At 69.7% G+C, this 21275-nt stretch carries 13 protein-coding genes; 9 read left to right on the top strand and 4 right to left on the bottom strand.

The genetic code is table 11. The features are described from left to right. Positions 1 to 195: 195 nt before the first annotated feature. On the bottom strand, positions 196 to 927 hold the full coding sequence (locus VNE60_08860; GenBank protein ID HVB31617.1) for a hypothetical protein: 732 nt from the start codon (positions 925 to 927) through the stop codon (positions 196 to 198). Positions 928 to 1033: 106 nt separating this feature from the next. Here VNE60_08860 and VNE60_08855 point away from each other — a divergent pair, with 106 nt between their 5' ends. Then, positions 1034 to 3274 carry a NosD domain-containing protein gene (locus VNE60_08855; protein HVB31616.1) on the top strand — a complete coding sequence of 747 codons (2241 nt, stop codon included), beginning with the start codon at positions 1034 to 1036 and terminating at the stop codon, positions 3272 to 3274. 6 nt (positions 3275 to 3280) lie between these two features. Here the strand turns inward: VNE60_08855 and VNE60_08850 are convergent, their stop codons facing one another. Both VNE60_08850 and VNE60_08845 read right to left on the bottom strand, forming a co-directional pair. Continuing rightward, positions 3281 to 5680: a fused MFS/spermidine synthase gene (locus VNE60_08850; GenBank protein HVB31615.1), complete on the bottom strand. Its 2400-nt coding sequence runs from the start codon at positions 5678 to 5680 to the stop codon at positions 3281 to 3283. 4 nt (positions 5681 to 5684) lie between these two features. After that, positions 5685 to 8144, bottom strand: a complete 2460-nt coding sequence (locus VNE60_08845) for a fused MFS/spermidine synthase (protein HVB31614.1) — start codon at positions 8142 to 8144, stop codon at positions 5685 to 5687. Positions 8145 to 8330: 186 nt separating this feature from the next. On the opposite strand from VNE60_08845, the gene VNE60_08840 reads away from it, so the two are divergent. From VNE60_08840 to VNE60_08810, 7 genes are all read left to right on the top strand, one after another. Continuing rightward, entirely contained in the window at positions 8331 to 9407 is a 1077-nt protein-coding gene (locus tag VNE60_08840; GenBank protein HVB31613.1) for an alpha-hydroxy acid oxidase, read from the top strand. 214 nt (positions 9408 to 9621) lie between these two features. Next, positions 9622 to 12585 (top strand): SusC/RagA family TonB-linked outer membrane protein, encoded by a 2964-nt coding sequence (locus VNE60_08835; protein ID HVB31612.1) that lies wholly within the window; start codon positions 9622 to 9624, stop codon positions 12583 to 12585. Between the two features lie 30 nt (positions 12586 to 12615). Continuing rightward, positions 12616 to 14001, top strand: a complete 1386-nt coding sequence (locus tag VNE60_08830) for a hypothetical protein (protein ID HVB31611.1) — start codon at positions 12616 to 12618, stop codon at positions 13999 to 14001. Positions 14002 to 14093: 92 nt separating this feature from the next. Beyond that, on the top strand, positions 14094 to 14477 hold the full coding sequence (locus VNE60_08825) for a hypothetical protein (GenBank protein ID HVB31610.1): 384 nt from the start codon (positions 14094 to 14096) through the stop codon (positions 14475 to 14477). 50 nt (positions 14478 to 14527) lie between these two features. Then, positions 14528 to 15244 (top strand): metal ABC transporter ATP-binding protein, encoded by a 717-nt coding sequence (locus VNE60_08820; GenBank protein HVB31609.1) that lies wholly within the window; start codon positions 14528 to 14530, stop codon positions 15242 to 15244. Beyond that, positions 15231 to 15995 (top strand): metal ABC transporter permease, encoded by a 765-nt coding sequence (locus VNE60_08815; protein HVB31608.1) that lies wholly within the window; start codon positions 15231 to 15233, stop codon positions 15993 to 15995. The genes VNE60_08820 and VNE60_08815 overlap by 14 nt, the downstream gene beginning before the upstream one ends. A gap of 134 nt (positions 15996 to 16129) precedes the next feature. Next, positions 16130 to 16399: a hypothetical protein gene (locus VNE60_08810; GenBank protein ID HVB31607.1), complete on the top strand. Its 270-nt coding sequence runs from the start codon at positions 16130 to 16132 to the stop codon at positions 16397 to 16399. 37 nt (positions 16400 to 16436) lie between these two features. Here the strand turns inward: VNE60_08810 and VNE60_08805 are convergent, their stop codons facing one another. Next, positions 16437 to 19811 (bottom strand): hypothetical protein, encoded by a 3375-nt coding sequence (locus VNE60_08805; GenBank protein HVB31606.1) that lies wholly within the window; start codon positions 19809 to 19811, stop codon positions 16437 to 16439. Between the two features lie 134 nt (positions 19812 to 19945). Between VNE60_08805 and VNE60_08800 the strand changes: the two genes are divergently transcribed. Then, positions 19946 to 21055 (top strand): DUF4350 domain-containing protein, encoded by a 1110-nt coding sequence (locus VNE60_08800; GenBank protein ID HVB31605.1) that lies wholly within the window; start codon positions 19946 to 19948, stop codon positions 21053 to 21055. Positions 21056 to 21275 lie beyond the last annotated feature (220 nt).

The following is a 21275-nucleotide window of genomic DNA, read 5'->3' as shown; positions in this document are numbered from 1 at the left end:
GGAAGCGCGCAGGTAGGACCGCCACTCGGTGAGCGACGGGGCATCCTGCGCCGCGGCGTGGGACGCGGCCAGCACCAGGGCGAGCGCGGCGAGCCGGCGCGCGGGCGCGCCGAACGAAGTGAAGCGGAATGTGGGCAGGGGGCGTGGCCGGAACGGCGGCTGGGGTCGGAGGAGGAAAATAACACCGGCCCCGCCTCAGCGCGCCATGCGGAACCGGGCCGGGGACAGCGGCACGTTGACCGCCGCCGAATCGAAGCGGATCCGCTGCACGCCGGGCCGGCCGCGCGTGTCGCTGTCGATCCGGAACGCCACCATCACCCCACCCACGGAGCGGTAGTCGCGGAACCAGGACTCGTACACCACGGTGTCGCCGTTCACCACGCGCCGGCCGCTCCACTTGGTCTGCAGGTGCGTCCCGGCGTCGATGAAGTACGTGTCCTGCAGCCCCGCGGCGGTCGTCACGCGCAGCAGGGACGCGGGCCGTCCGTCGGCGGTGTCGGTGCCCGCGAACGTCACGCGATTGCCCTTGGCGGCGTAGTCGATGAGCGGGCCGTCGAAGTCGGCGCCGGCCTCGACGTTCGCCGCGAGGTCCGGCTCCATGACGTGGGGCGCCGTGTCTCCGGCGAACGGATTGATCGTCCACGTGGTGCGGCCGTCCGACGCCTGCACGATGGTCTTCCCGTTCAGGTGCAGCGTCGTTCGGATGTGCAGCGGCCGCTCCAACTCCACGGTGTCCACCGCGTCCGCGCCTGGGCCGAGCACGATGTGCCCCGCCAGCCACTCGGTGCGCACGGCGCGCAGCCGCGCCATGCCGCCGCGGGCGGCGACATTGAGGGCGATGAGCGAATCGACCGACTGGGCGGCGACGGGCGCGGCCGCGACGACGAGGGCGAGGGCCGCCAGGCGTCCCATGGATGCTCTGAGCATGGGGAGAATGTGCACGCCGCCGGGCGGGTCCGCATCGCGGTGCGTGTAAGCTCCTCGTAAGTGCCGGCTGGTGCATGGCCGCGCGTCTGGGCATCTTCCGGGCGCCATGAACCGACTCTCCTGCCTGATGCTCGCCGGCGCCCTCGCGCCGTGCATGCTCGCCGCCCAGCACGCGGCCCGCCTCCCGTCGGTGGAACTGCGCCGGGGGATGGTGATCACGACCTCGGTGCGGATCGTGCCTCGCACTTATCACCTGGCGGCGGCGCCTTCGCTCGACTCCGCCGTGGTCACCATCCGCGGCGACGACGTCACCGTGGACTTCGCCGGCGCGCACATGGAAGGGATCGACCCGCACGCCGATCCCGACCAGGCGGCGGGCGTGGCCGTGCGCGTGGACGGCGGGCGCCACGTGCGCATTCTCCACGCGCACATCCGCGGCTACAAGGTGGGCATCATGGCGCGCGGCACGCGCGACCTGGCGCTGATCGGCAACGACCTCAGCTACAACTGGAAGCCGCCGTTGTACAGCCTCGTGGAGCACGAGAGCCTGGTCGACTGGCTCTCGTTCCATCACAACGAGCATGACGAGTGGTTGCGCTACGGGGCCGGCGCCTATCTGGTGGACGTGCACGGGGGCGAGATCCGCGACAACGTGGCCGAGCAGGGGATGAACGGGCTGATGCTCGTGCGCAGCGACAGTCTCCGCATCCACGACAACACGCTGTCGTACAACTCGGGACTGGGGCTGGGGCTCTACCGCTCGGCGAGCAACGTGATCGAGCACAACCGCATCGACTTCGACGTGCGCGGCTACAGCCACGGCTTCTACCGGCGCGGCCAGGACTCGGCGGGGCTGCTGCTCTACGAACAGAGCGACAGCAACGTGGTGGCGTACAACTCGGTCACGCACGGCGGCGACGGGTTGTTCCTGTGGGCCGGCCAGAGCACGATGGACACCGGCCTCGGCGGCGCCAACGACAATCTGTTCTTCGGCAACGACTTCAGCTTCGCGCCCACCAACGGCATGGAAGCCACGTTCAGCCGCAACCGGTTCATCGGCAATCGGTCGGACGGCAGCGACAACGGCCTGTGGGGCGGCTACAGCTACGATTCGCCGATCGTGGGCAACTGCTTTGTGGGCAACCGCACCGGCATCGCCATCGAGCACGGCCAACACAACGTGATCCTCGCCAACCGGTTCCTCGGCGACTCGACGGCCATCTGGCTGTGGGCCAACCCCACCCAGCCCTCCGACTGGGGCTACCCCAAGCAGCACGACACGCGGAGCCACGACTACGGCGTGCGGGACAACACCTTCGCGGGCAACCGGGTGGCGGTGCGCGCGGCCAACACGTCCGAGCTGACGGTGGCGCGCAACCGGTTCGTGGGCGTGGACACGACCTTCGTGCTCAAGGACACGTCGGCCTCGCGGATGGACAGCAACGCCGTCGTGGCGCCGGACGCCGGGAGCGCGGCCGGCACCGCCGCGGCGTGCGAGCCGGCGTCGCTGCTGCCGCGGGCGTACGCGCGGTTGGCGCCGCCGGCGCCGGCGTCGGAACGCCGGGTGCCGGCCTCGGCGCTCACGCGCCGCGACCGCTCGGCGATCGTCGTCGACGGGTGGGGGCCGTACGACTGGCGCTCCCCCAAACTCTGGCCCGTGGACAGCACGCACGCCGTGCCACTGCGGCTCGCGGTGCTCGGCCCGGCGGGCGCGTGGCGCGTGGTGTCGCGGCGCGGCGTCGCCGCGCTCTCGCGCGAGCGCGGCCGCACCGGCGACACGATCGCCGTGACCCCGGCCGCCGATTCCCTGGGCGACTGGGGGCTCACGCTCGAGTATCGCGGCGGCGCCACGGTCTCGCCGCGCGGCGAGACGGTGGGGGCCGGACAGCCATATCAATTTTCATATGGCATGTTCGAGCCCATCCGCGCCTGGGACGCGCGGTTCTTCGTGTGGAGCGACAGCACCGATCCGCGCACGGCGCCCGCGGCGTTCGCGGCATTGCTCCACGGGACGCCGACGCTGGCGCGCCAGGAGGAACGGCTGGACTATGAATGGTACCGCCCAACGATCGCCGGCCTGCCCGTCGAACACTGGGCGCTGGACGCCACGACGCGCGTCACCGTGCCGCCCGGCAACTACACCCTGCGCACGATCAGCGACGACGCGGTGCGGGTGTGGGTGGACGGCCGGCTCGTGATCGACGACTGGCGGCCGCACGAGTCGGCGATCGATCTCGCGCCGCTCACCGGCGGGCGCCACGACATTTACGTGCAGTATTACCAGGTGGACGGATGGGCGGAGTTCCGGCTGGACGTACTGCGCGAGGAGCTGGTGCAGGCCCGGTAGGGCGTATTACGGCCCGGGGAAGCTCGTGAGCGCCGAGCGGAGCTGTCCCAACTCCGCCGCGCTGCCCGTGATCATGTCGGCAGGGAACTTCCGGTACGCCAGGATGCCCTGGTAGATCGGCCCGCTCTTGTACCAGTCGGGCGTGTTGCCGGCCAGATACTGGAGCCGCAGGTTCCGGTCGAGATTGATCTGCGCGCCCTTGAGCCACGGCGCGAGGTCCGAGGCGCGGCCGGCGTAGGTGCCGAGCAGGTCGAGCACCGACGGGAAGCCCACGGTGCTCAACGACATCTCCGCCATCGCATGGTCGGGGCGCGCCATCCGCGCCTCGAGCGTGTCGATGTCGAGCGCGAGCGGCGCCACCTGGCCCAGGAGCACCAGGTCGTAGCCCTGCCCGCCGTTGGTGTTGCCCCAGATGGTGCCGTTGGGGAAGACCTCGAAGAAGGTCGCGATCTCGCTCTTCACCGCGTCCTGGTTGCTCTCGTACAGCGGCACCCACTGCGTGACGAGGCCCCCCGGATTCAGGTGCGCCTTGACCAGCTCGAAGTACTCCTTGGTATACAGCGTCGCCGCGCCCTTCACCCACGGATGGATGGGGTCGGACGTGATGATGTCGTACGTGCGGTTGGTGGTGAGGATGTAGTGCCGCGCGTCGTCGTAGGTGATGTGCACGCGCGGGTTGGTGAGCACGTTGAAGTTCTGCTCGGCAAAATACGGCCCGATGTGCGGCGGGATGAGCGGCTCGATCTCGCAGATGCGGACGTCCTGCACACTCGGGAACGGCAGCAGCGAGCCCGCCGTCACGCCGGCGCCGAACCCCACCACGAGCACCGATCTGGGGTCGGGATGGAAGAGCGCCGGGATGCTGCCCAGCATCCGCTGCAGCCGCATGTCCTGCGGCTCGGTGGACGCTTCCACCTTGCCGCTCACGTGGAAGTTGCGCACGCCGTTCGGTTCCTCGGACACGCCGATCGACGAGTTCACGCCTTCGCCCCGGTACAACTCCTTCACCTCGTTGAGCCGCCACGGCATCTGGCGGCCGTAGGCGATGAGCTCGAACGGGATGCGCGGCACGGTGCCGATGAGCACGCCGGCCGCGATCGTCGCCGCCGCCAGCGGCGACCACCCCCGGCCCCGCGGCACCAGCATCAACAACGCGGCCGCGCTCGAGACCAGCATCAGCGCCCGCTGCGCGTTCTGCGTGCCCACTGCCGGGATGAGCCAGAGGCTGAACAGCAACGCGCCGAGAATCGCTCCCACGGTGTTGGCGGCGTACACGCCGCCCACCAGCCGTCCCGGATCCTGTGCCGGATCCGCCACCGCCACCGCCGCCAGGGCCAGCGGGAAGCTGGCGCCCCAGAGCAGCGCCGCCGGCAGCACGGTCCAGAGCGTGCGCGCGAAATCGATCTCGAACGTGTACCGCGGACTGGGCGACAGCCCCGGGTCCACCGGCCAGTACGGCAGCGCGCGCGCGATCATGTACGCCGCCCACGCCACCGTGGCCACGAGCAGCAACTGGCAGACGCCCAGCGCGAACGCCGCCGCGGCCTCGCGGCGCGCCAGCCACGCGCCGGCGCTGCTCCCCAGGCCGATGCCGATGAGGAACACGCCGAGGATGATCGAGAACGTGTACGTGGTGCCGCCCAGGAGCAGCGACAGGAGCCGCGTCCACACCACCTCGGCGCCGAGGGCCGCCAGGCCGCTGAGCGCGATCACCACGTACACCGCCCACGCCCGGCGCACGAACGTCGCGTCGCCGGCCGCCGGTTCCGCGGGGGCCGCGGGGGCCGCGTCGCGTGGCGTCACCGCCGCCAGCGCGAACGCCAGCCCCGCCACCACGAGGTTGATCGCCGCCGCCACGTACGTCGTGGTCGGCATGTCGTGCACGCGCAGCAGATAGAACCCGGCGAGCAACGACCCCACCACGGCGCCGGCGGTGTTGCCGCCGTAGAAGAACCCCAGCCACGACACGCCCCGGGGGGTGGCCTCGATCCAGCGCGCAATGGCCGGCAGTGACGCGCCCATGAGAATCGTGGGCGGCAGCAGGCAGACCGCGCACAGCAGCGCCCGCGTGAACAGCCCCATCACCCCCTGGCCGGCGACGGCCGTGTACAGCCCGCCGGCATACGGCATCGCGAACAGCACGGCGATCCCGATCGCGCCGATGCCCAGCTCCAGCGCCGCATACACGCGCAGCGGGTGCGGCCGCGCCGAGACGTAGCGGGGCAGCGCCAGGCTGCCGATGCACATCCCGCCCATGAACGTGCCCAGCAGCACGCCCAGCGACACGGCGGTGGACCCGATCACCAGTTGCAGCAGCTGGAACCAGACGATCTCGTAGATCAGCGCGGCGCAGCCGCTGCCGACGAACAGCAGGAGCAGCAGCGGCAGCACGCGGCGGGACCGCATGCGGTTACATGCCTCCCGTGATCGCCGCGTGCAGCGCCTGCAGCGTCGTCGGCGAGCCGGCGAACAGATCCGGCGGATACGCGCGGTACCGCAGCATCTGCGCGTAGATGGCCTGCTGGTTGTACTGGTTGAGGCTCAGCCCGGCCAGGTACTGCAGCCGCAGGTTGCGATCGTGGTTGATCTGCGCGTCGGCCAGCCAGGGCGCCAGCTGCCGCCCCTGCGCCGCGAACGTCGAGAACAGATCGGTGGCCGAGTAGAAGCCGATCTCGCTCAGCGAGCGCGCCACCGGCGCGTAGGCCGGCGTCTCGAGGCGCTTCTCGATCGAGTCGACGTTGATCGTCATCGGCTCCACGGAGCCCACGAGCACCATGTCGTAGCCGCCGCCGTTGTAGGTGTTGCCGAACACCATGCCGTTGGGGAAGGCCTGCATGAACGTGGCCACCTCGCTCTTCACGGCCTCGGTGTTGCTCTCGTAGAGCTGCACGAACAGCGTCACCACCCCGCCGGGGTTCAGATGCTGCTTCACGACGTCGAAGAATTCCTTGGTGTACAGCGTGGCCGCGCCCTTCACCCACGGATCGAGCGGGTCGGAGGTGACGGCGTCGAACTTCTGGTCCGTGGTGAGGATGAAGTGGCGGGCGTCGTCGATCACCACGCTCACCTTGGGATTGGCCACGACGTCGAAGTTGTACGGCGCGAAGTACTTCGACACCACGCGCGGCACCAGCGGCTCGATCTCGGCGATCGTCTCGTGCTTCACGCGCGGATCCACCGACACCGCGCCCGCCGTCACGCCGGCTCCGCAGCCGATCACCAGCACCGAAGCCGGGTTCGCCGGCAGCAGCGTGGTGAGGTGCCCGAGCATGCGTTGGAGCCGCATGTCCTGCGGTTCGCTCGACGCCTGCACCTTGCCCGCGTTGTGGTAGTTCATGACGCCGTCGGCCGACCGCGTCACGGCCACCGACGAGTTCATCCCCTCGCCCACGTAGATGATCTGCCCCTGATACGGCAGGTAGGTCACCATCCAGCGGCCGTAGGCCACCAGCAATCCCGGCACCGGGGCCACCGTGGAGCCCAGCCACAGCGCCGCCGCCACCGTGGCCACGCCCCACGCCGCGCCCGTGCGGCTCACGCGCAGCCGCGTCGCGTCCGGCGACAGCACCGGCACCAGCATGAGCAGCGCGCTCACCGTGGCCAGCGCGATCAGCACGCGTTCCGACTGCTGCGTCCCGATCCAGGCGATGAGCAGCAGGCTCGCGCACAGCGCGCCGATGATCGCCCCCACGGTATTGGCCGCGTACACGCGCCCCACCAGGCGTCCGCCGTCGCGCTCGCCCGAGCCGACGCCGGCCAGCGCCAGGGGAAAGCTCGCCCCCCACAACAGCGCCGCCGGGAGCACCACCCAGAGGCAGCGCACGAGGTCGATCTCGAACAGGAACCGCGGACTGCTGGCCAGCCCCGGATTCACCGGCCAGTACGGAAGCATCTGCGTGCTCGAATACGCCGCCCACGCCATGCCGACGACGAGCAGCGCCTGGCACCACCCCAGCGCCGTCCGCGCGTTGGCCACCGAGCGCGCGATCACCGAGCCGATGCTGCTCCCGATGCCGATCCCCACCAGGAACGCCGCAAGGATGAGTGAAAACGTATATGTCGTGGCGCCGAGCAGCAGCGACAGCATCCGCGTCCAGAGCACCTCGGCGGCCAGCGCCGTCGCGCCCGAGATGCCGATCGTCAGGTAGACGAGCCAGGCGCCGGGCGCCGGGGCCGCCGCCTCCGCGGCCGGCGCCTCGCCGGTGGCCGCGACGTGCGGCGTGACCGTGGAGAGCGCGAACGCCGACAGCGCCACCCCGGCGTTGATCGCCACCGCCACCATCGTGGCCGTGGTCATGTCGTAGACGCGCAGGAGATAGAAACCGGCCAGCAGCGACCCGAACACCGCGCCCGCCGTGTTGCCGCCGTAGAAGAAGCCCAGCCACGACACGCCGGCCGGCGTCGTCTCCACCCAGCGCGCGATGGCGGGGAGCGTGGCGCCCATGAGCAGCGTGGGCGGCAGCAGGCAGATCGCGCTCACCACGCCCCGCAGGAACAGCCCCTGCATGCCGTGCGCGGCGATCGACGTGTAGATGCCGCCGGCGTACGGGAGGCCGTACAGCACGAGGACGCCGAACACGCCAATCGCGGCTTCGAGCGCCGCGTACACGCGCAGCGGGTGGCGGCGCGCCGAGACCACGCGCGACAGGCCGAGGCTGCCCAGACACATGCCCCCCATGAACGTGCCCAGCAACACGCCGAGCGACACCGCCGAGGATCCGATGTTGAGCGACAGGAGCTGGAACCAGACGATCTCGTAGATCAGCGCCGCGCAGCCGCTGCCCACGAACAGCAGGAGCAGCAGCGGCAGATAGCGCGGGGTGGGAGCAGTGGACGCACGGCTGGCGGGCCGTTGCGCGCGCGTGGACATGGAGGCCTCGTGACGGGGGGCGGGGGAACCCTGATGCGGGAAAAGCTGCTGGACATACGCGGCGGCGTCCAGCGGCGTTGCCCGCGGACCGCGCCGCGCGCGCTCTTGCGCTTTCGCGGTCCGGCCGGTTTCGCCGCGGGCGTTCGCGCGGTACTCTCTACCGCACCCGCATCCCCGAGGAACGGCATGACCTCGCCGGTCAATCTCAACGACATCGAAGCGCTCGCCCGCGATCGCCTCCCGCAGATGGTGTACGACTACTACGCCGGCGGCGCCAACGACGAACTCACCGTGGACGAGAATCGCCGCGCATGGGAGGCGGTGCGCCTGCGGCCGCGCGTGCTCGTGGACGTGAGCCGCGTGGACTGCGCCACCACGGTCCTCGGCCGCCCGGTGTCGATGCCGCTGCTCACCGCGCCGTGCGGATTCAACGGCCTGGCGCACCCCGAGGGCGAGCGCGCGGTGGCCCGCGCCGCCGCCGCGGCCGGCGTGATCCAGGTGGTGAGCACCGTCGCCACGACGTCGTTGGAGGACGTGGCGGCCGCGGCCGCGGGGCCGCGCTGGTTCCAGCTCTACTGCTATCGCGATCGGGAGGTCACGCGCGCCCTCGTGCAGCGCGCCGAGGCGGCCGGCTACGAGGCGCTCTGCGTCACCGTGGACGTGCCCTACCTCGGGCGCCGCGAGCGCGAGGTGCGCAACGGATTCCATCTGCCGCCGGGCATCACGATCAAGAACCTCGAGCCGTACGCGGTGGCCGGGATGGCGGTGGCCGAGCGCGACTCGGCGCTCGCGCGGTACGTGAACGCGCTGTGGGATCCCAGCCTCGACTGGCGGTCCATCGATTGGCTGCGGTCGATCACGCGGTTGCCGGTGGTGCTCAAGGGGATCCTGGCGGGCGACGACGCGCGGCTGGCGGCGGACCATGGCGCGCAGGCGGTGATCGTGTCCAACCACGGCGGGCGGCAACTCGACGGCTCGGTGTGCAGCGCGCACGCGTTGCGCGACGTGGTGGACGCCGCGGGCGGGCGCCTCGAGGTGCTCGTGGACGGGGGCATCCGGCGGGGCTCGCACATCGTGGCGGCGCTCGCGATGGGCGCGCGGGCCGTGCTCATCGGCCGGCCGTATCTGTGGGGGTTGGCCATGAACGGCGAGGACGGCGTGCGGCAGGTGCTCGACGGTCTGCGCAACGAACTGGTGCTGGCAATGGCGTTGTGCGGCCGGCCGACGGTGGCGGCCATCGACCGCACGGTGCTCGTGGGGTAGCGGGCCGGACCAGCCACCGCGCCGTATCAGACGTTAAGAAATCACAAAGAAGCGCAACGCGTTGGCTGTGGGCTGCGTTCAGGGCCCACCCGGCAGCCCATTCATGTGACCCGATGAATCGGGGCCGAGTTGATACGGATAACCTACCTGCGTGCGCCAAGGTCAGCCGGGATCGGGCGCATGCCGTTGTACCCCCACTCATTTTGGAGGCGACGTGACCAAACACCGTTTCCTGCTGGTGGTCGGCATGTTGCTGGCATTCACCGCGCGCGATGCATTCGCGCAGCGGCGGGTGACCGGCCATGTGACCGGATCGGCAGGCGAACCAATCGGCAGTGCGCAGATCCACGTGCAGGGCACCACGATCAGCGTCATCACGGCCGGTGATGGTTCGTTCGGGATCACGGTTCCCAATGGCGCGCAGACGCTGATCGCGCGCCGGCTCGGCTATCGCGTGACGAACGCCAAGGTGGCCCCCGACGCGACGACGGCCGACATCAAGATGGAGAAGGACGTCCTGCAGCTCGACAAGATGGTCATCACGGGCGTGGCGACGACGGTGTCCAGCCAGAACGCCGCCAACGCCGTGGCCGTCGTGAGCGGGTCGGATCTGACCAGGGCTCCGGCGCAGACCATCGAGAGCGACCTCCAGGGCAAGATCCCCGGGGCCGTGATCACCACGAACTCGGGCGCGCCCGGCGGCGGCGCCCAGGTGCAACTGCGCGGCGTGACGTCGATCAACGCCAGCTCCAGCCCTCTATATGTTGTGGACGGCGTGATCGTGAGCAACGCGGCGATCGGATCGGGCCTGAACTCGATCACGAACGCCGGCGGCGGCATCACGAACATCCAGGACCAGCCCGTCAACCGCATCGCCGACCTCGATCCCAACGACATCGAGAGCATCGAAGTCCTCAAGGGCCCGTCGGCGGGCGCCATCTACGGCTCCCTGGCGTCCAACGGCGTCATCGTGATCACCACCAAGCGCGGCCAGGCCGGCGCGCCCAAGGTGAGCTTCACGCAGCGCGTGGGCCAGTACACGCTGTCCAACCAGCTCCACTTCCGCTGCTTCACGTCGGCGGCCGAAGCCAACGACTGGTGGACCAACGTCTACGGCGGCAATGGCGCCCCGCCGGTGGCCTGGCAGCCGGTGTGCAACGATTTCGAGAAGCAGTTCTACGGCGGCAACCCGGCGTCGTACGAGTCCGACATGTCGGTCTCGGGCGGCACGGCAACCACCTCGTACTACATCGGCGGGCTCGCCAGCCGCGACAACGCCATCCAGAAGAACACCTACTACCAGAAGCAGTCGATCACGGCCAACATCGGGCAGTTGATCGGCAGCCATATCAACCTGCGGTCCAACAACCAGTTCATCCACACGCTCACCGACCGCGGCATCTCGGGCAACGACAACAGCCCCGTGGTGTCGCCCGGCGACGTGTTCTCGGCCACCCCCACCTGGGTGAACCTCTCGGCCACCACCAACGGGCAGTATTCGCCGAACCCGTTCGTGAGCAGCTTGGCGAATCCGTTCCAGGACGCGCAGCTCGTGAAGAACCCCGAGGACGTGTTCCGGTACATCGGCAGCATCAACACGAATCTCTCGGTGTACAGCTCGGCGCGGCAGACGCTGGACTTCACCTTCATCGCCGGCATCGACGCCTTCCAGTACAGCTCGCACCTGTTCTCGCCGCCCAACGTGTTCTTCGAGTCGGCCGACGGCCTGCCGGGCACGATCGTCACCAACAAGTCGACCAGCGCCTTCGCCAACCTGAACCTCTCGGGCGCGAATAAGCTGATCACGAACATGTTCACGGCCACGACGTCGTTCGGCCTGCGGCAGGACCGCCGGCAGAGCGACGGCATCTATAACCGCGGGCAGAACATCCCGGCCGGCGTGACCGACGTCAACTTCGGCGTGCAGCAGTCGCTGCTGGAGAACCAGTTCCTGGTCAAGGACTTCGCCTACTACCTGCAGGAAGAGTTCCTCACCCTGCACGACCGGCTGTTCCTCACCGCCGCCGTCAACGCCGAGCGCTCGAGCGTGAACGGCAACGACAAGAAGTTCTACACGTATCCCAAGTACGCCGTGTCGTACCGGCTGCCCTGGCTGCCGCGGTGGGCCGACGACATCAAGCTCCGCGCCGCCTATGGCAAGGCCGGCAACCAGCCGAACTACGGCAGCAAGTACACGCCCCTTGGCGTGGGCGTCTATGACGGGCAGCTCGGCGCCACGCCCTCGACCACGGCAGGCAACCCGGCCATCAAGCCCGAGACGTCGGCCGAGACCGAGTTCGGCACCGATATCCAGTTGCTCGGCGGTCGGGCCGAGTTCAACGCCACGTACTTCAACAAGCAGGTGAGCGATCTGATCCTGTCGGCGGCCGTCGCGCCGTCCACGGGCTACGCCACCAAGATCCTGAACGGCGGCGCCATGCGGAACACCGGCACCGAGTACTCCCTGAGCATGACGCCGATCGACCGCGGCGGCTTCACCTGGGTGTCGCGCACCACGTTCGCCAACGTGTGGAGCCGCGTGACCAACCTCGCCGTGCCCTGCTTCCTGGGCGGCGCGTACTTCTCGCAGCGGTTCGGTGCGCCGTACGTCTGCACGGGCTATTCGGTCACCACGCTCCAGGCCTTCAACGGCTGGGACACGACGTTCGTCGGCGGCGCGTTCAAGAGTCGCACGCGCCACATCACCAACTGGGACAGCGCGCCCAAATACACGATGGGCTTCTCCAACGAATTCGACTACAAGAACTTCAGCCTCTCCAGCCTGTTCGACGTCCGCCACGGTGGCTACGCGGTGGACCTCACCGGCCTGTACGTGGACCCGGTGGAGATCCTGCAGGATACCGCGATGACCCAGAAGCGGTTCGGCAACTACCTCAAGGGCTACGCCTCGTACGTGGAGCCGGCGGGCTTCGTGAAGCTCCGCGAACTCACGCTCTCGTACCGGCTGCCGCACTCGGTCGTCGCCAACCTCCTGGGCGGCGGGAACCACGACGTGCGCCTCGAGGTCGGTGGCCGCAACCTGGCCACGTGGACCAAGTACAAGGGCTACGATCCGGAAGTCTCGAACTTCAGCGACCAGAACATCGGCCGCTTCCAGGACGTGACCCCGTATCCGCCCAGCCGCAGCGTGTTCTTCTCGGTGATCGCCAACTTCTGACGTGACCATCCAACCAGGATGAATCGAATCATGATCAAACGCACAGTGGCGCTCATCGCGGGCCTCATGCTCTTCGGAGCATGCAAGGACTCGACTGGAGTGCCGGACCTCAACAACGTGTCGTCGTCGCTGCTCCAGAGCGGGCTCAACCGCTCGTCGGTGCAGCTGCTGATGACGGGACTCCTCAATTCGGACCGTGGGAATCTCGGGATCGTGTTCCCCGAGACGATGGCGCGCGACCTCTACCGCCTCGACTCGGCGGAGCCGCGCTACATCACCGAGCTCATCGGCCTGCCGGCCGATCCCGGTGGGTTCGTCGGCAACGGCATGTGGGGCGGGTACTACACCGAGATCGCCGCCGCCAACAACCTGATCGACAACATCAAGACGGCCAGCGACCTGTCGGCGCAGGAACAGGCAGCCACGAGCGGCCTCGCCCGCACCGTCAAGGCGCTCGCGTACTATCGGATCATCGAGATGCGCGACACGCTGGGCTTGCCGATCGACGTCGACCATGGCATCAACGCGTCGCCGGCGCCGTTCGTCTGCAAGTCCAACGGCCTCGCCTACGTTTCAGCGTTGCTCGACAGCGCGTACGCCGACCTGCAGACGGCCGGCGCCACGCCGTTCCCCTTCACCGTGCCCTCGGGCTTCTCCCTCCAGGGCGACTACTCGACGCCGGCCGCGTTCGCGGCCTGGAATCGGGGCCTCAAGGGCAAGGTCGAGTTCTATCGCGGCATGGACCATGGCCACCCGAACGCGGCCAGCTTCGCCACCGCGATCAGTGCGCTCAACCAGGCCATCGGGCCGCTCGATCCGAGCGCGCTCAACAATTCGATCTACTACGTGTACAGCACGGCCCCGGGCGACGCGACGGCACCGCTCGTGGACGCCGCCATTCACCTCAACCCCGCCGTGGGCGACAGCATCCAGCCCGGCGACCTGCGCGCGGTGGAGATCACCAAGCGTGCCCTCGCCGCCACCGGGCAGGGCGTGACCACCACCTACGATTACACCTACGCCGTGCCGTCCATCGGGTCCAACCTCACGCGCCCGATGCCGGTGCTCACGGTGGCCGAGCTCGTGTTGCTGCGGGCCCAGGCCGAGATCGCGACCAACAACCTGGCGGCGGCCACGGCCGATATCAACTTCGTGCGCGTCAACCAGGGCGGCCTCCCGCCCTACGCGACGTTCACGAGTGCTCCCGCGGCGATCAGCGCCGTGCTCTACGAGAAGCGCTACTCGCTGTTGTTCACCGGCGCGCAGCGGTTCGTGGACCTCCGGGCCTACGGCCGCCTCAACGCCACGTATCTCAAGAAGGAAACCGCCACCGACGTGTTCCAGACCGCGCTGCCGATTCCGACACGCGAGGTCAACGCGCGCGGCGGGACCGTTCCGACGCCGGTCTGTAACTGACGCCGGGAAGGTGATCGTGTAGTACGGACGGCCCCGGTATTCGCCGGGGCCGTCCGCCTTTCACCGCTGGTGGGGAACGGAGGAGCGCGCCGATGTCCGCTCGCCGATGGCTGCTGTTCGCGGCAATGCTCACTGCGGGGTGCTTCCACCATGCGCCGCTGGCCAAGGTGGATGACCCCAACATCATCACCGAGTCCGAGATCCGGCAGTACCCGTCGGCGTCCATCTATGGCGTCATCGCCCGACTCCGGCCCGAATACCTGCGCGACCGCGGACGCATCTCACTCCTCACCTCCGCCCGCGACGTGGCCACCGTGTTCCTGAACGACGTCGAATACGGCCAGCTCGCCGACATGAACACGATGCCCGCCGCCGAGATCGCCGAGGTGCGATTCTACTCCGGCATCGACGCCGTGACCAAATTCGGCCGCCAATACGGCAGCGGCGTCATCCAGCTCATCTCGCGCAATCACTGATCCGCGGCGCGCTTTCGCCGCGCCCGACGGCATGGTAACGTTCATGCCCCATGCCCTCCGCCCTCGACGTCCAGCACCTCTCGGTCACCTTCGGCAAAGACCGCGTGCTGCGGGACCTGAGCTTCTCCGTGGATGCCGGGAGCACACTCGCCATCATCGGCCCCAACGGGTCGGGCAAGACGGTGCTGTTCCGGGCCCTCATCGGCACGGTGCCCTACGAGGGCACCCTCGTCTGGGCGCCCGGCGCGCGGATCGGCTACGTGCCGCAGAAGCTCGACATCGAGCGCGACCTGCCGATCACCGGGTTCGATTTCCTGCACGCCAAGGCCGACGTCTCCCACGCGCCGCGCGATGAGATCGCCCGCGCGCTCCACGACGTGAGCCTCGACGCCGAGATCGCCCACCGGCCCATCGGCACGCTCTCCGGCGGGCAGTTCCAGCGCCTGCTGGTGGCGTTCGCTCTCATGGGGCACCCCTCGGTGCTGCTGTTCGACGAGCCCACGGCGGGCGTGGACCAGCCCGGCGAGGAGAGCATCTACGCGCTGTTCCGCCACCTCCAGCGGGAGCAGAAGTTCACCCTCCTGCTCATCTCGCACGAACTCAACCTGGTGTACCGCTACGCGGACAACGTGCTCTGCCTGTCGCGGGCCGCGGCGTGCTTCGGCCCGCCCATCGACGTGCTCACCACCGAGCGGCTCCAGGAGATGTACGGGGCGCAGGTGAAGTTCCACGATCACGAGCACGGACACCCGCATGCCGGCGCCTAGCGAGCTGCTGCTCCCCCTCGGGATGGCGGTGGCCGCCGGGCTCGTGGGATCGGTGGCCGTGATGCGGCGCATGACCCTGGCCTCCGACGCCATCTCGCACGTGGCCCTGCCCGGCGTGGGGGTCGCCATCCTGCTGCACTTCAACCCGGTCCTCGGCGCGCTCGCCGCGCTGTTGGTGGGCACCCTGCTCGTGTGGGCCGTGGAGCGCCAGACGCGCATCCCCACCGAAGCGATCATCGGCGTGGTGTTCTCCGCCGCGCTCGCCATCGGGAGCATGATGGCGTCGGGCGAGGAACTCATCGACGCGCTGTTCGGCGCGCCCCACACGCTGGGCCGCGCCGAACTGCTGCTCGGCAGCCTCGCCGCCGTGCTCGTCGTCGTGTTCATGGTGCGGGCGCGGAGTGAACTGGTGATCTCGCTCGTCTCGCCCGATCTGGCGCGCACCGCCGGCGTGGACGTGGCGCGCGTGGACCTGCTGTTCCTGCTCGCGTTCGCGCTCACCGTGGCCCTCGGCCTGCGCTACCTCGGCGTGCTGCTGATGGGTTCGCTGATCATCATCCCCGCCGCCACCGCCAAACAATTGGCGCGGAGCCTGCGCGGCATGCAGCTCATCTCGGTGGGCATCGCCGTGTTCGCCACCCTCACCGGCGCGCTGGCCGGCCCGCTGCTCGGGGTCGAAACCGGGCCGCTCACGATCGTCGTCGCGGCGGGCGTGTTCTTCGTGAGCCTGGTGGTCCGCCGCGCCGACTGACCCCTCCGGCCACCGTCGGGGCGTGCCTGCGTTAGATTACCAGGGTGCGGACGTCCCTCGATCCATCTGACGGGCCGCGCCCCGAGCGCCGCCTGCCAGAGCGGGCGCCGACCCCCAGTCGCGGAGAAGGTCCAGTGGCCAGTTTCAAGGTTGAGCAACGCCGCATCGTCTATCGCGGCCGCCAGTTCCATTTCGTGTCCTACGATGCCACGCCGGCCAACGAGCGGCGCGGCGAGACCGCCGTGCCCGCCATGTGGTATCTGATGAACGAGGGCAAGCGCTACCTGGCCATCCCGCATCGCAAGGAGCAGGACCCCGAGGAGTTGGACCGCGAACTCGTCCTCTGGCTGGGGCGCGAGATCTTCGACGCCGCCGACGAGGCCGACCGGGCGCGCCTGCACTAGCCGGCGGCGCGCTGGCCGCCGGCTGGCGCTGCCTCCCTCACGGCTCCCACTTCGGGATCCGCCCGCTGGTCCACGGCGCCCCCGCCGCTTCGGCCGCGTCCTCGAGTTGCTTGAGCTCCACGTCGATCAGCGGACGCAGTCGCGCGAGGATTGCCCCGAACTGCCCGGCCACGATCTCGTACTGACGCTTCTGCGTGTTGGTCGCGTCGCCGAGCGTGGACGACCAGAGCCCGCCGCTCACCTCGTTCAACCGGCTCATCAGCGACGGCGGCGACGGCTCGTTGTGCCGCGCGACGGTCGGGTCGCCGGCGAGCGACTGCTGGACGTCCCGTAGCTGCGTCTCCAGCGACCGCGCCCGCATCGTCAGTGAATCCACCGGAGCCTGCGTCTGCTCCAGCGCCCGCTCCAGCGCCTGCAGCCGCTCCATGGCCTCGCCGACCGCCGCGTTCGCCCCGAGCACCGCGCGCTGCAGCCCGGCGGTCTTCTCCTGGAACGCCACCACGGCCGCCGACCGCGGCGTGGCCGCGCCGTCGAGCAGATACACGTCGAATGCCTGTGGCGCGCCCACCGGCGTGATCACGCCGTCCACATCCTTGGCCATCGCCACGTGGTACGTGCCGGGAATGACGTACGGGCCCGCCCCGGGGCCGCGGCCGAATCCGCCCCCGCCGCCCCCGCCACGGCCACCGCGACCCGCTGCGGCTCCGCTGGCCACCGGCGCCATGCTCGGATAGCGGAGGTCCCACACGAGGCGCTGCACGCCGGCCGTGGCCGGCGCCGTGAGACGGCGCACCACGCGGCCTTCGGCGTCGGTGACGGTGAACAGCAGCGACGGCGCCGGCTCCTCGCTCTCGGCCCTCAGCGAATCCCACGACGGATAGAACACGTCCGCCCCGCGGCGGTCGGCCGCCCGCTCGGCGGCCTGCCGCACCTGTGCTCTGGTGCGTATGGCACTCTTCAGATAGTAGGTGAACACCGCGCCGAACGGCGGATTGGGCGCCGTGTAGAAGTCGCCGCCGTGCGAGTCGCCCAGCGGCGCGTTGTGCACGAACATCGCGGCCCGTTTCACGGGAAGCAGGGTCGCGTCCGACGCCAGCACCTTGGGCGTCAGCTCGCGCAGCGGCGCGATGTTGTCCAGGATGTAGTAGCCGCGGCCGAACGTCGCCACGGCCAGATCGTCCTCGCGCTTCTGGATCTCCAGGTCGCGCACCGCGATCGTGGGCAACCCGCTCTTGAGCTGCGTCCACCGCGTGCCGCCGTCCGGCGAGTAGAACAGGCCGAACTCCGTGCCCGCGAACAGCAGGTGGGGATCCTTGATGTCCTCGATCACCGAGTAGACCGTGCCCAGCGCCGGCAGGTTGCCGGCGATCGACGTCCATGTCCGCCCCAGATCGGTGCTCTTGAGCAGGTACGGTTTGTAGTCACCCGCCGTGTGGTTGTCGAACGCCGCGTACACGGTGTTGACGTCGAACGCCGACGGCGTGATCCGCGACACGAACGTGGTGTCGGGGACGCCGGGGAAGGTGTCGATCCGGCGCCACGACTTGCCGTCGTCCTCGCTCACCTGCACCAGCCCGTCGTCGGTGCCCACCCAGAGCAGCCCCGCCTTGATCGGCGACTCGGCCAGGCTGACGATCGAACCGTAGAACGACGTGGACGTGTTCTTGCCCAGCGCGTCCACGCCCCACACGCGGCCCATCATCTTGAGCTTGTTGCGATCGACCTGCCGCGACAGGTCGGGGCTCACGGCGCGCCAGCTATCGCCGCGGTCGTCGCTCTGCCACAGGATCTGCGAGCCGAAGTAGAGCCGCGTGTGCGAATGCGGACTGATGATCAGCGGCGCGTCCCAGAAGAAGCGGAGCGCCGGCTGGCCGGGCTCGGGCTGCGGCACGATGTTGATCCGCTCGCCGGTGGCCAGGTTGAACCGCGACATCCCGCCGTTCTGCGACTCCGCGTACACGGTGTTCGGATCCTCGGGATCGACCCGCGAGAAGAAGCCGTCGCCGCCCTGCGTGAAGTACCAGTCGGAGTTGACGATGCCGTACGACGCGCGCGTCTGCGACGGCCCGCCCACCGACGAGTTGTCCTGCGTGCCGCCGTACAGGTGGTAGAACGGCAGCGCGTTGTCGAGGTCCACGCGGTAGAACTGCGCCAGCGGCAGATTGCCGAAGAACTTGTACGTCTGCCCCCGGTCGAAGGTCTCGTACAGCCCGCCGTCGCAGCCGAGCAGCAGGTGGTTGGCGTCGTCGGGATCGATCCAGATCACGTGGTTGTCCACGTGCTTGTTGCGTTCGCCGAGCACGCGGAAGGTGCGCCCCGCGTCGTCGGTGACGCGATTCTCCACGTCCACCGCGTACACGCGGTCGACATCGGTGGGGTCGGCGAAGATCGCGCTGTAGTAGAGCCCGATCGTGTTGAAGTCGCTCATCCGCGACCAGCTCACGCCATTGTCCGTGGAACGGAAGAACCCGCCGCGGTTCTGGCCGGCTTCGATGATCGCGTACACGACGTCGGGATCCCTGGGCGCCATGGCCAGCCCGATGCGCCCCACCTCGCTCCCCGTGGGCAGTCCCTCGGTGATCTTGCGCCACGAGGCGCCGCCGTCGGTGCTGCGATACAACGCCGACTCCGGGCCGCCGGCAATGTATCCCCACTCGCGCCGGTAGCGCTGCCACGCCGAGGCGATGAGCACGTCCGGATTCCGCGGGTCCATCACCACGTCGGACACGCCCGCCCAGGCGCCGGCGTCCAGCACCTTCTTCCACGTCTTGCCGCCATCCGTGGTCTTGTACAGGCCGCGGTCGCCGCCGCCACTGAACAGCGGACCCTGCGCCGCCACGTACACGACGTCCGAATTGCGCGGGTCGATCACGATCTTCCCGATGTGCTCCGACGCCTTGAGCCCCATGTTCTGCCAGGTGTGGCCGCCGTCGTCCGACCGGTACACGCCATCGCCGTAGGCCACCGAGCGTTGCGCGTTGCCCTCACCCGTGCCCACCCAGACGGTGTTGGGATTCCGCGGGTCGATCACCACGGTACCGATGGAATACACGGGCTCGTGGTCGAACACCGGCGTCCACGTGGTGCCGGCGTTGACGGTCTTCCACAGCCCGCCCGACGCGGCGGCCACGTACCACATCTTCTTGTCGCGCGGATTCACCGCGAGATCGCTGATGCGGCCCGAGATCATCGCCGGTCCGATGGAGCGCAGCGCGAGTCCGGCCAGCGGGAGGCCGCCACGGCCGCCCGTGGAATCGGCGCCGCCGCGCGCCTCGGCAGCCTCGCCGCCGCTCGCGCTGCCTCCGGCGCCGCGCCCGCGTTGGGCCAACGCCGAGCCGGAGGGAAGGAGCATCGCCAGCGCCAGTGCGGCGGAAGCGAGGGCAAGGGGCAGGGGGCGAGGACGGAGCGGCATGGGACGTGGGGTGAGAGTCACGCAGAAAATACGTGCGGGACCGGAATCGGTAAGGAGGCACCGCGGTGGTCCCCGGCATTGGACGCCCCGGCGGCCGCCGCTTACTTTTTCTCAACGCCCGCCCGCGAGCCGCCATGCACGCCCAGCCGTCCAAGGTCGTCCGGACCCCGCACCGCGTTCCCGCCGGCTTTGCCGCGCGCGCCGCGGTGGCCCTCACGATGCTCGTTGCGTCCGTCACGCTCGCCCTTCCCCGAGCGGCCGGCGCGCAGGAGGTGGTGCGGCGCGTGGTCATGGGCGGCACCGACCAGGAGCTTGCCGACCGCGACTTCCGGCCGCGCGTGGCGCGCCCGGCATACACGGCCTCGCACCCGCGCGTGCTCGTCGACGCCGCGCACGCCAACTTCTTCACCGTCGACGATCGATTCAAGCCGTTCGCCGATCTGCTCGCCGCCGACGGCTATGTGGTGGCGTCGAACACGCATCTGCTCGACGCCGCCACGCTCGCCGGCCACGACGTGCTGGTGATCGCCGGCGCCCGCGGTGGAGTGGACGACGGCGCGGCAGATCCGGCGTTCCGCGCGCCCGAGATCGCCGCCGTGGTCCAGTGGGTGCGGGATGGCGGCTCGCTCCTCTTCGTCTCCGACGAGGCGCCGTTCAGCGGGTCGGTGCAGGCGCTGGCGCAGGCGCTGGGCGTGGACATGAGCGGCGCCGTCACGCGCGACACCGCCGCCGCCGCGCACGAGGGGGCGTCGTCCGTCGATCTCCTGTTCACCGACGCCAACGGACTGCTCGGCGCCCATCCCATCCTGCTGGGGCGCGACGCCTCCGAGCGCATCCACCGCGTGGAGACGTTCGGCGGGCAGTCGCTGGCCGGACCGGTGGGCGCCGTGGCGCTCCTCAGGATGAGCCCCACGGCGATCGACGTCCGCATGCCCACCAAGCAGGAGATGGACTCGACGATCGCCGCCGCGCGCGCCAATGCGGTGCCCGATGCATCGGGCCGGGTGATGATCCGCATCCAGCCGCCGCCGAGCTCGCGCAAGCCAGCCGCCGGCCGCGCCCAGGCGCTGGCGTTCGAAGTGGGCAAGGGCCGGGTGGTCGTGCTGGGCGAATCGGCCGCGCTCACGGCGCTGCTCTCGCCGGTGCCCGACGGCGATCCCCGCAAAGTGGGGCTGAGCGTGCCCGGCACCGACGACCAGCAGTTCGCGCTGAACGTGATGCACTGGCTGTCGCGCCTGTACTGACCGCGGCCGGCCCGTGGACGTTCCACGGGCGCGCCGCGGGCACGGTCAGCGATCGAGCGCCGCCATCGCCTGGGTCTGATACCGCTCGCCCGCCACGGCCGAGCGCGGGAAGGCCGCGTCGAGCGCCGCGAGATCGGCCGGCGTGAGCTTCAACTCCACCGCCGCCACGTTGTCCTCGAGGTATTTCACGCGCTTCGTGCCCGGAATGGGCACGATGTCG

Source organism: Gemmatimonadaceae bacterium (genome assembly GCA_035533755.1).
In the GTDB taxonomy this organism is placed as follows: Bacteria; Gemmatimonadota; Gemmatimonadetes; order Gemmatimonadales; family Gemmatimonadaceae; genus JAGWRI01.
The sequence above is the reverse complement of the archived record's forward strand: the minus strand, read 5'-3'. Positions and strand labels throughout refer to the sequence as shown.

Excerpts from the sequence above, each read along its gene's own strand:
- VNE60_08860 (HVB31617.1), bottom strand. The coding sequence starts at position 927 with ATGCTCAGAGCATCCATGGGACGCCTGGCGGCCCTCGCCCTCGTCGTC.
- VNE60_08855 (HVB31616.1), top strand. The coding sequence starts at position 1,034 with ATGAACCGACTCTCCTGCCTGATGCTCGCCGGCGCCCTCGCGCCGTGC.
- VNE60_08850 (HVB31615.1), bottom strand. The coding sequence starts at position 5,680 with ATGCGGTCCCGCCGCGTGCTGCCGCTGCTGCTCCTGCTGTTCGTCGGC.
- VNE60_08845 (HVB31614.1), bottom strand. The coding sequence starts at position 8,144 with ATGTCCACGCGCGCGCAACGGCCCGCCAGCCGTGCGTCCACTGCTCCC.
- VNE60_08840 (HVB31613.1), top strand. The coding sequence starts at position 8,331 with ATGACCTCGCCGGTCAATCTCAACGACATCGAAGCGCTCGCCCGCGAT.
- VNE60_08830 (HVB31611.1), top strand. The coding sequence starts at position 12,616 with ATGATCAAACGCACAGTGGCGCTCATCGCGGGCCTCATGCTCTTCGGA.
- VNE60_08825 (HVB31610.1), top strand. The coding sequence starts at position 14,094 with ATGTCCGCTCGCCGATGGCTGCTGTTCGCGGCAATGCTCACTGCGGGG.
- VNE60_08820 (HVB31609.1), top strand. The coding sequence starts at position 14,528 with ATGCCCTCCGCCCTCGACGTCCAGCACCTCTCGGTCACCTTCGGCAAA.
- VNE60_08815 (HVB31608.1), top strand. The coding sequence starts at position 15,231 with ATGCCGGCGCCTAGCGAGCTGCTGCTCCCCCTCGGGATGGCGGTGGCC.
- VNE60_08805 (HVB31606.1), bottom strand. The coding sequence starts at position 19,811 with ATGCCGCTCCGTCCTCGCCCCCTGCCCCTTGCCCTCGCTTCCGCCGCA.
- VNE60_08800 (HVB31605.1), top strand. The coding sequence starts at position 19,946 with ATGCACGCCCAGCCGTCCAAGGTCGTCCGGACCCCGCACCGCGTTCCC.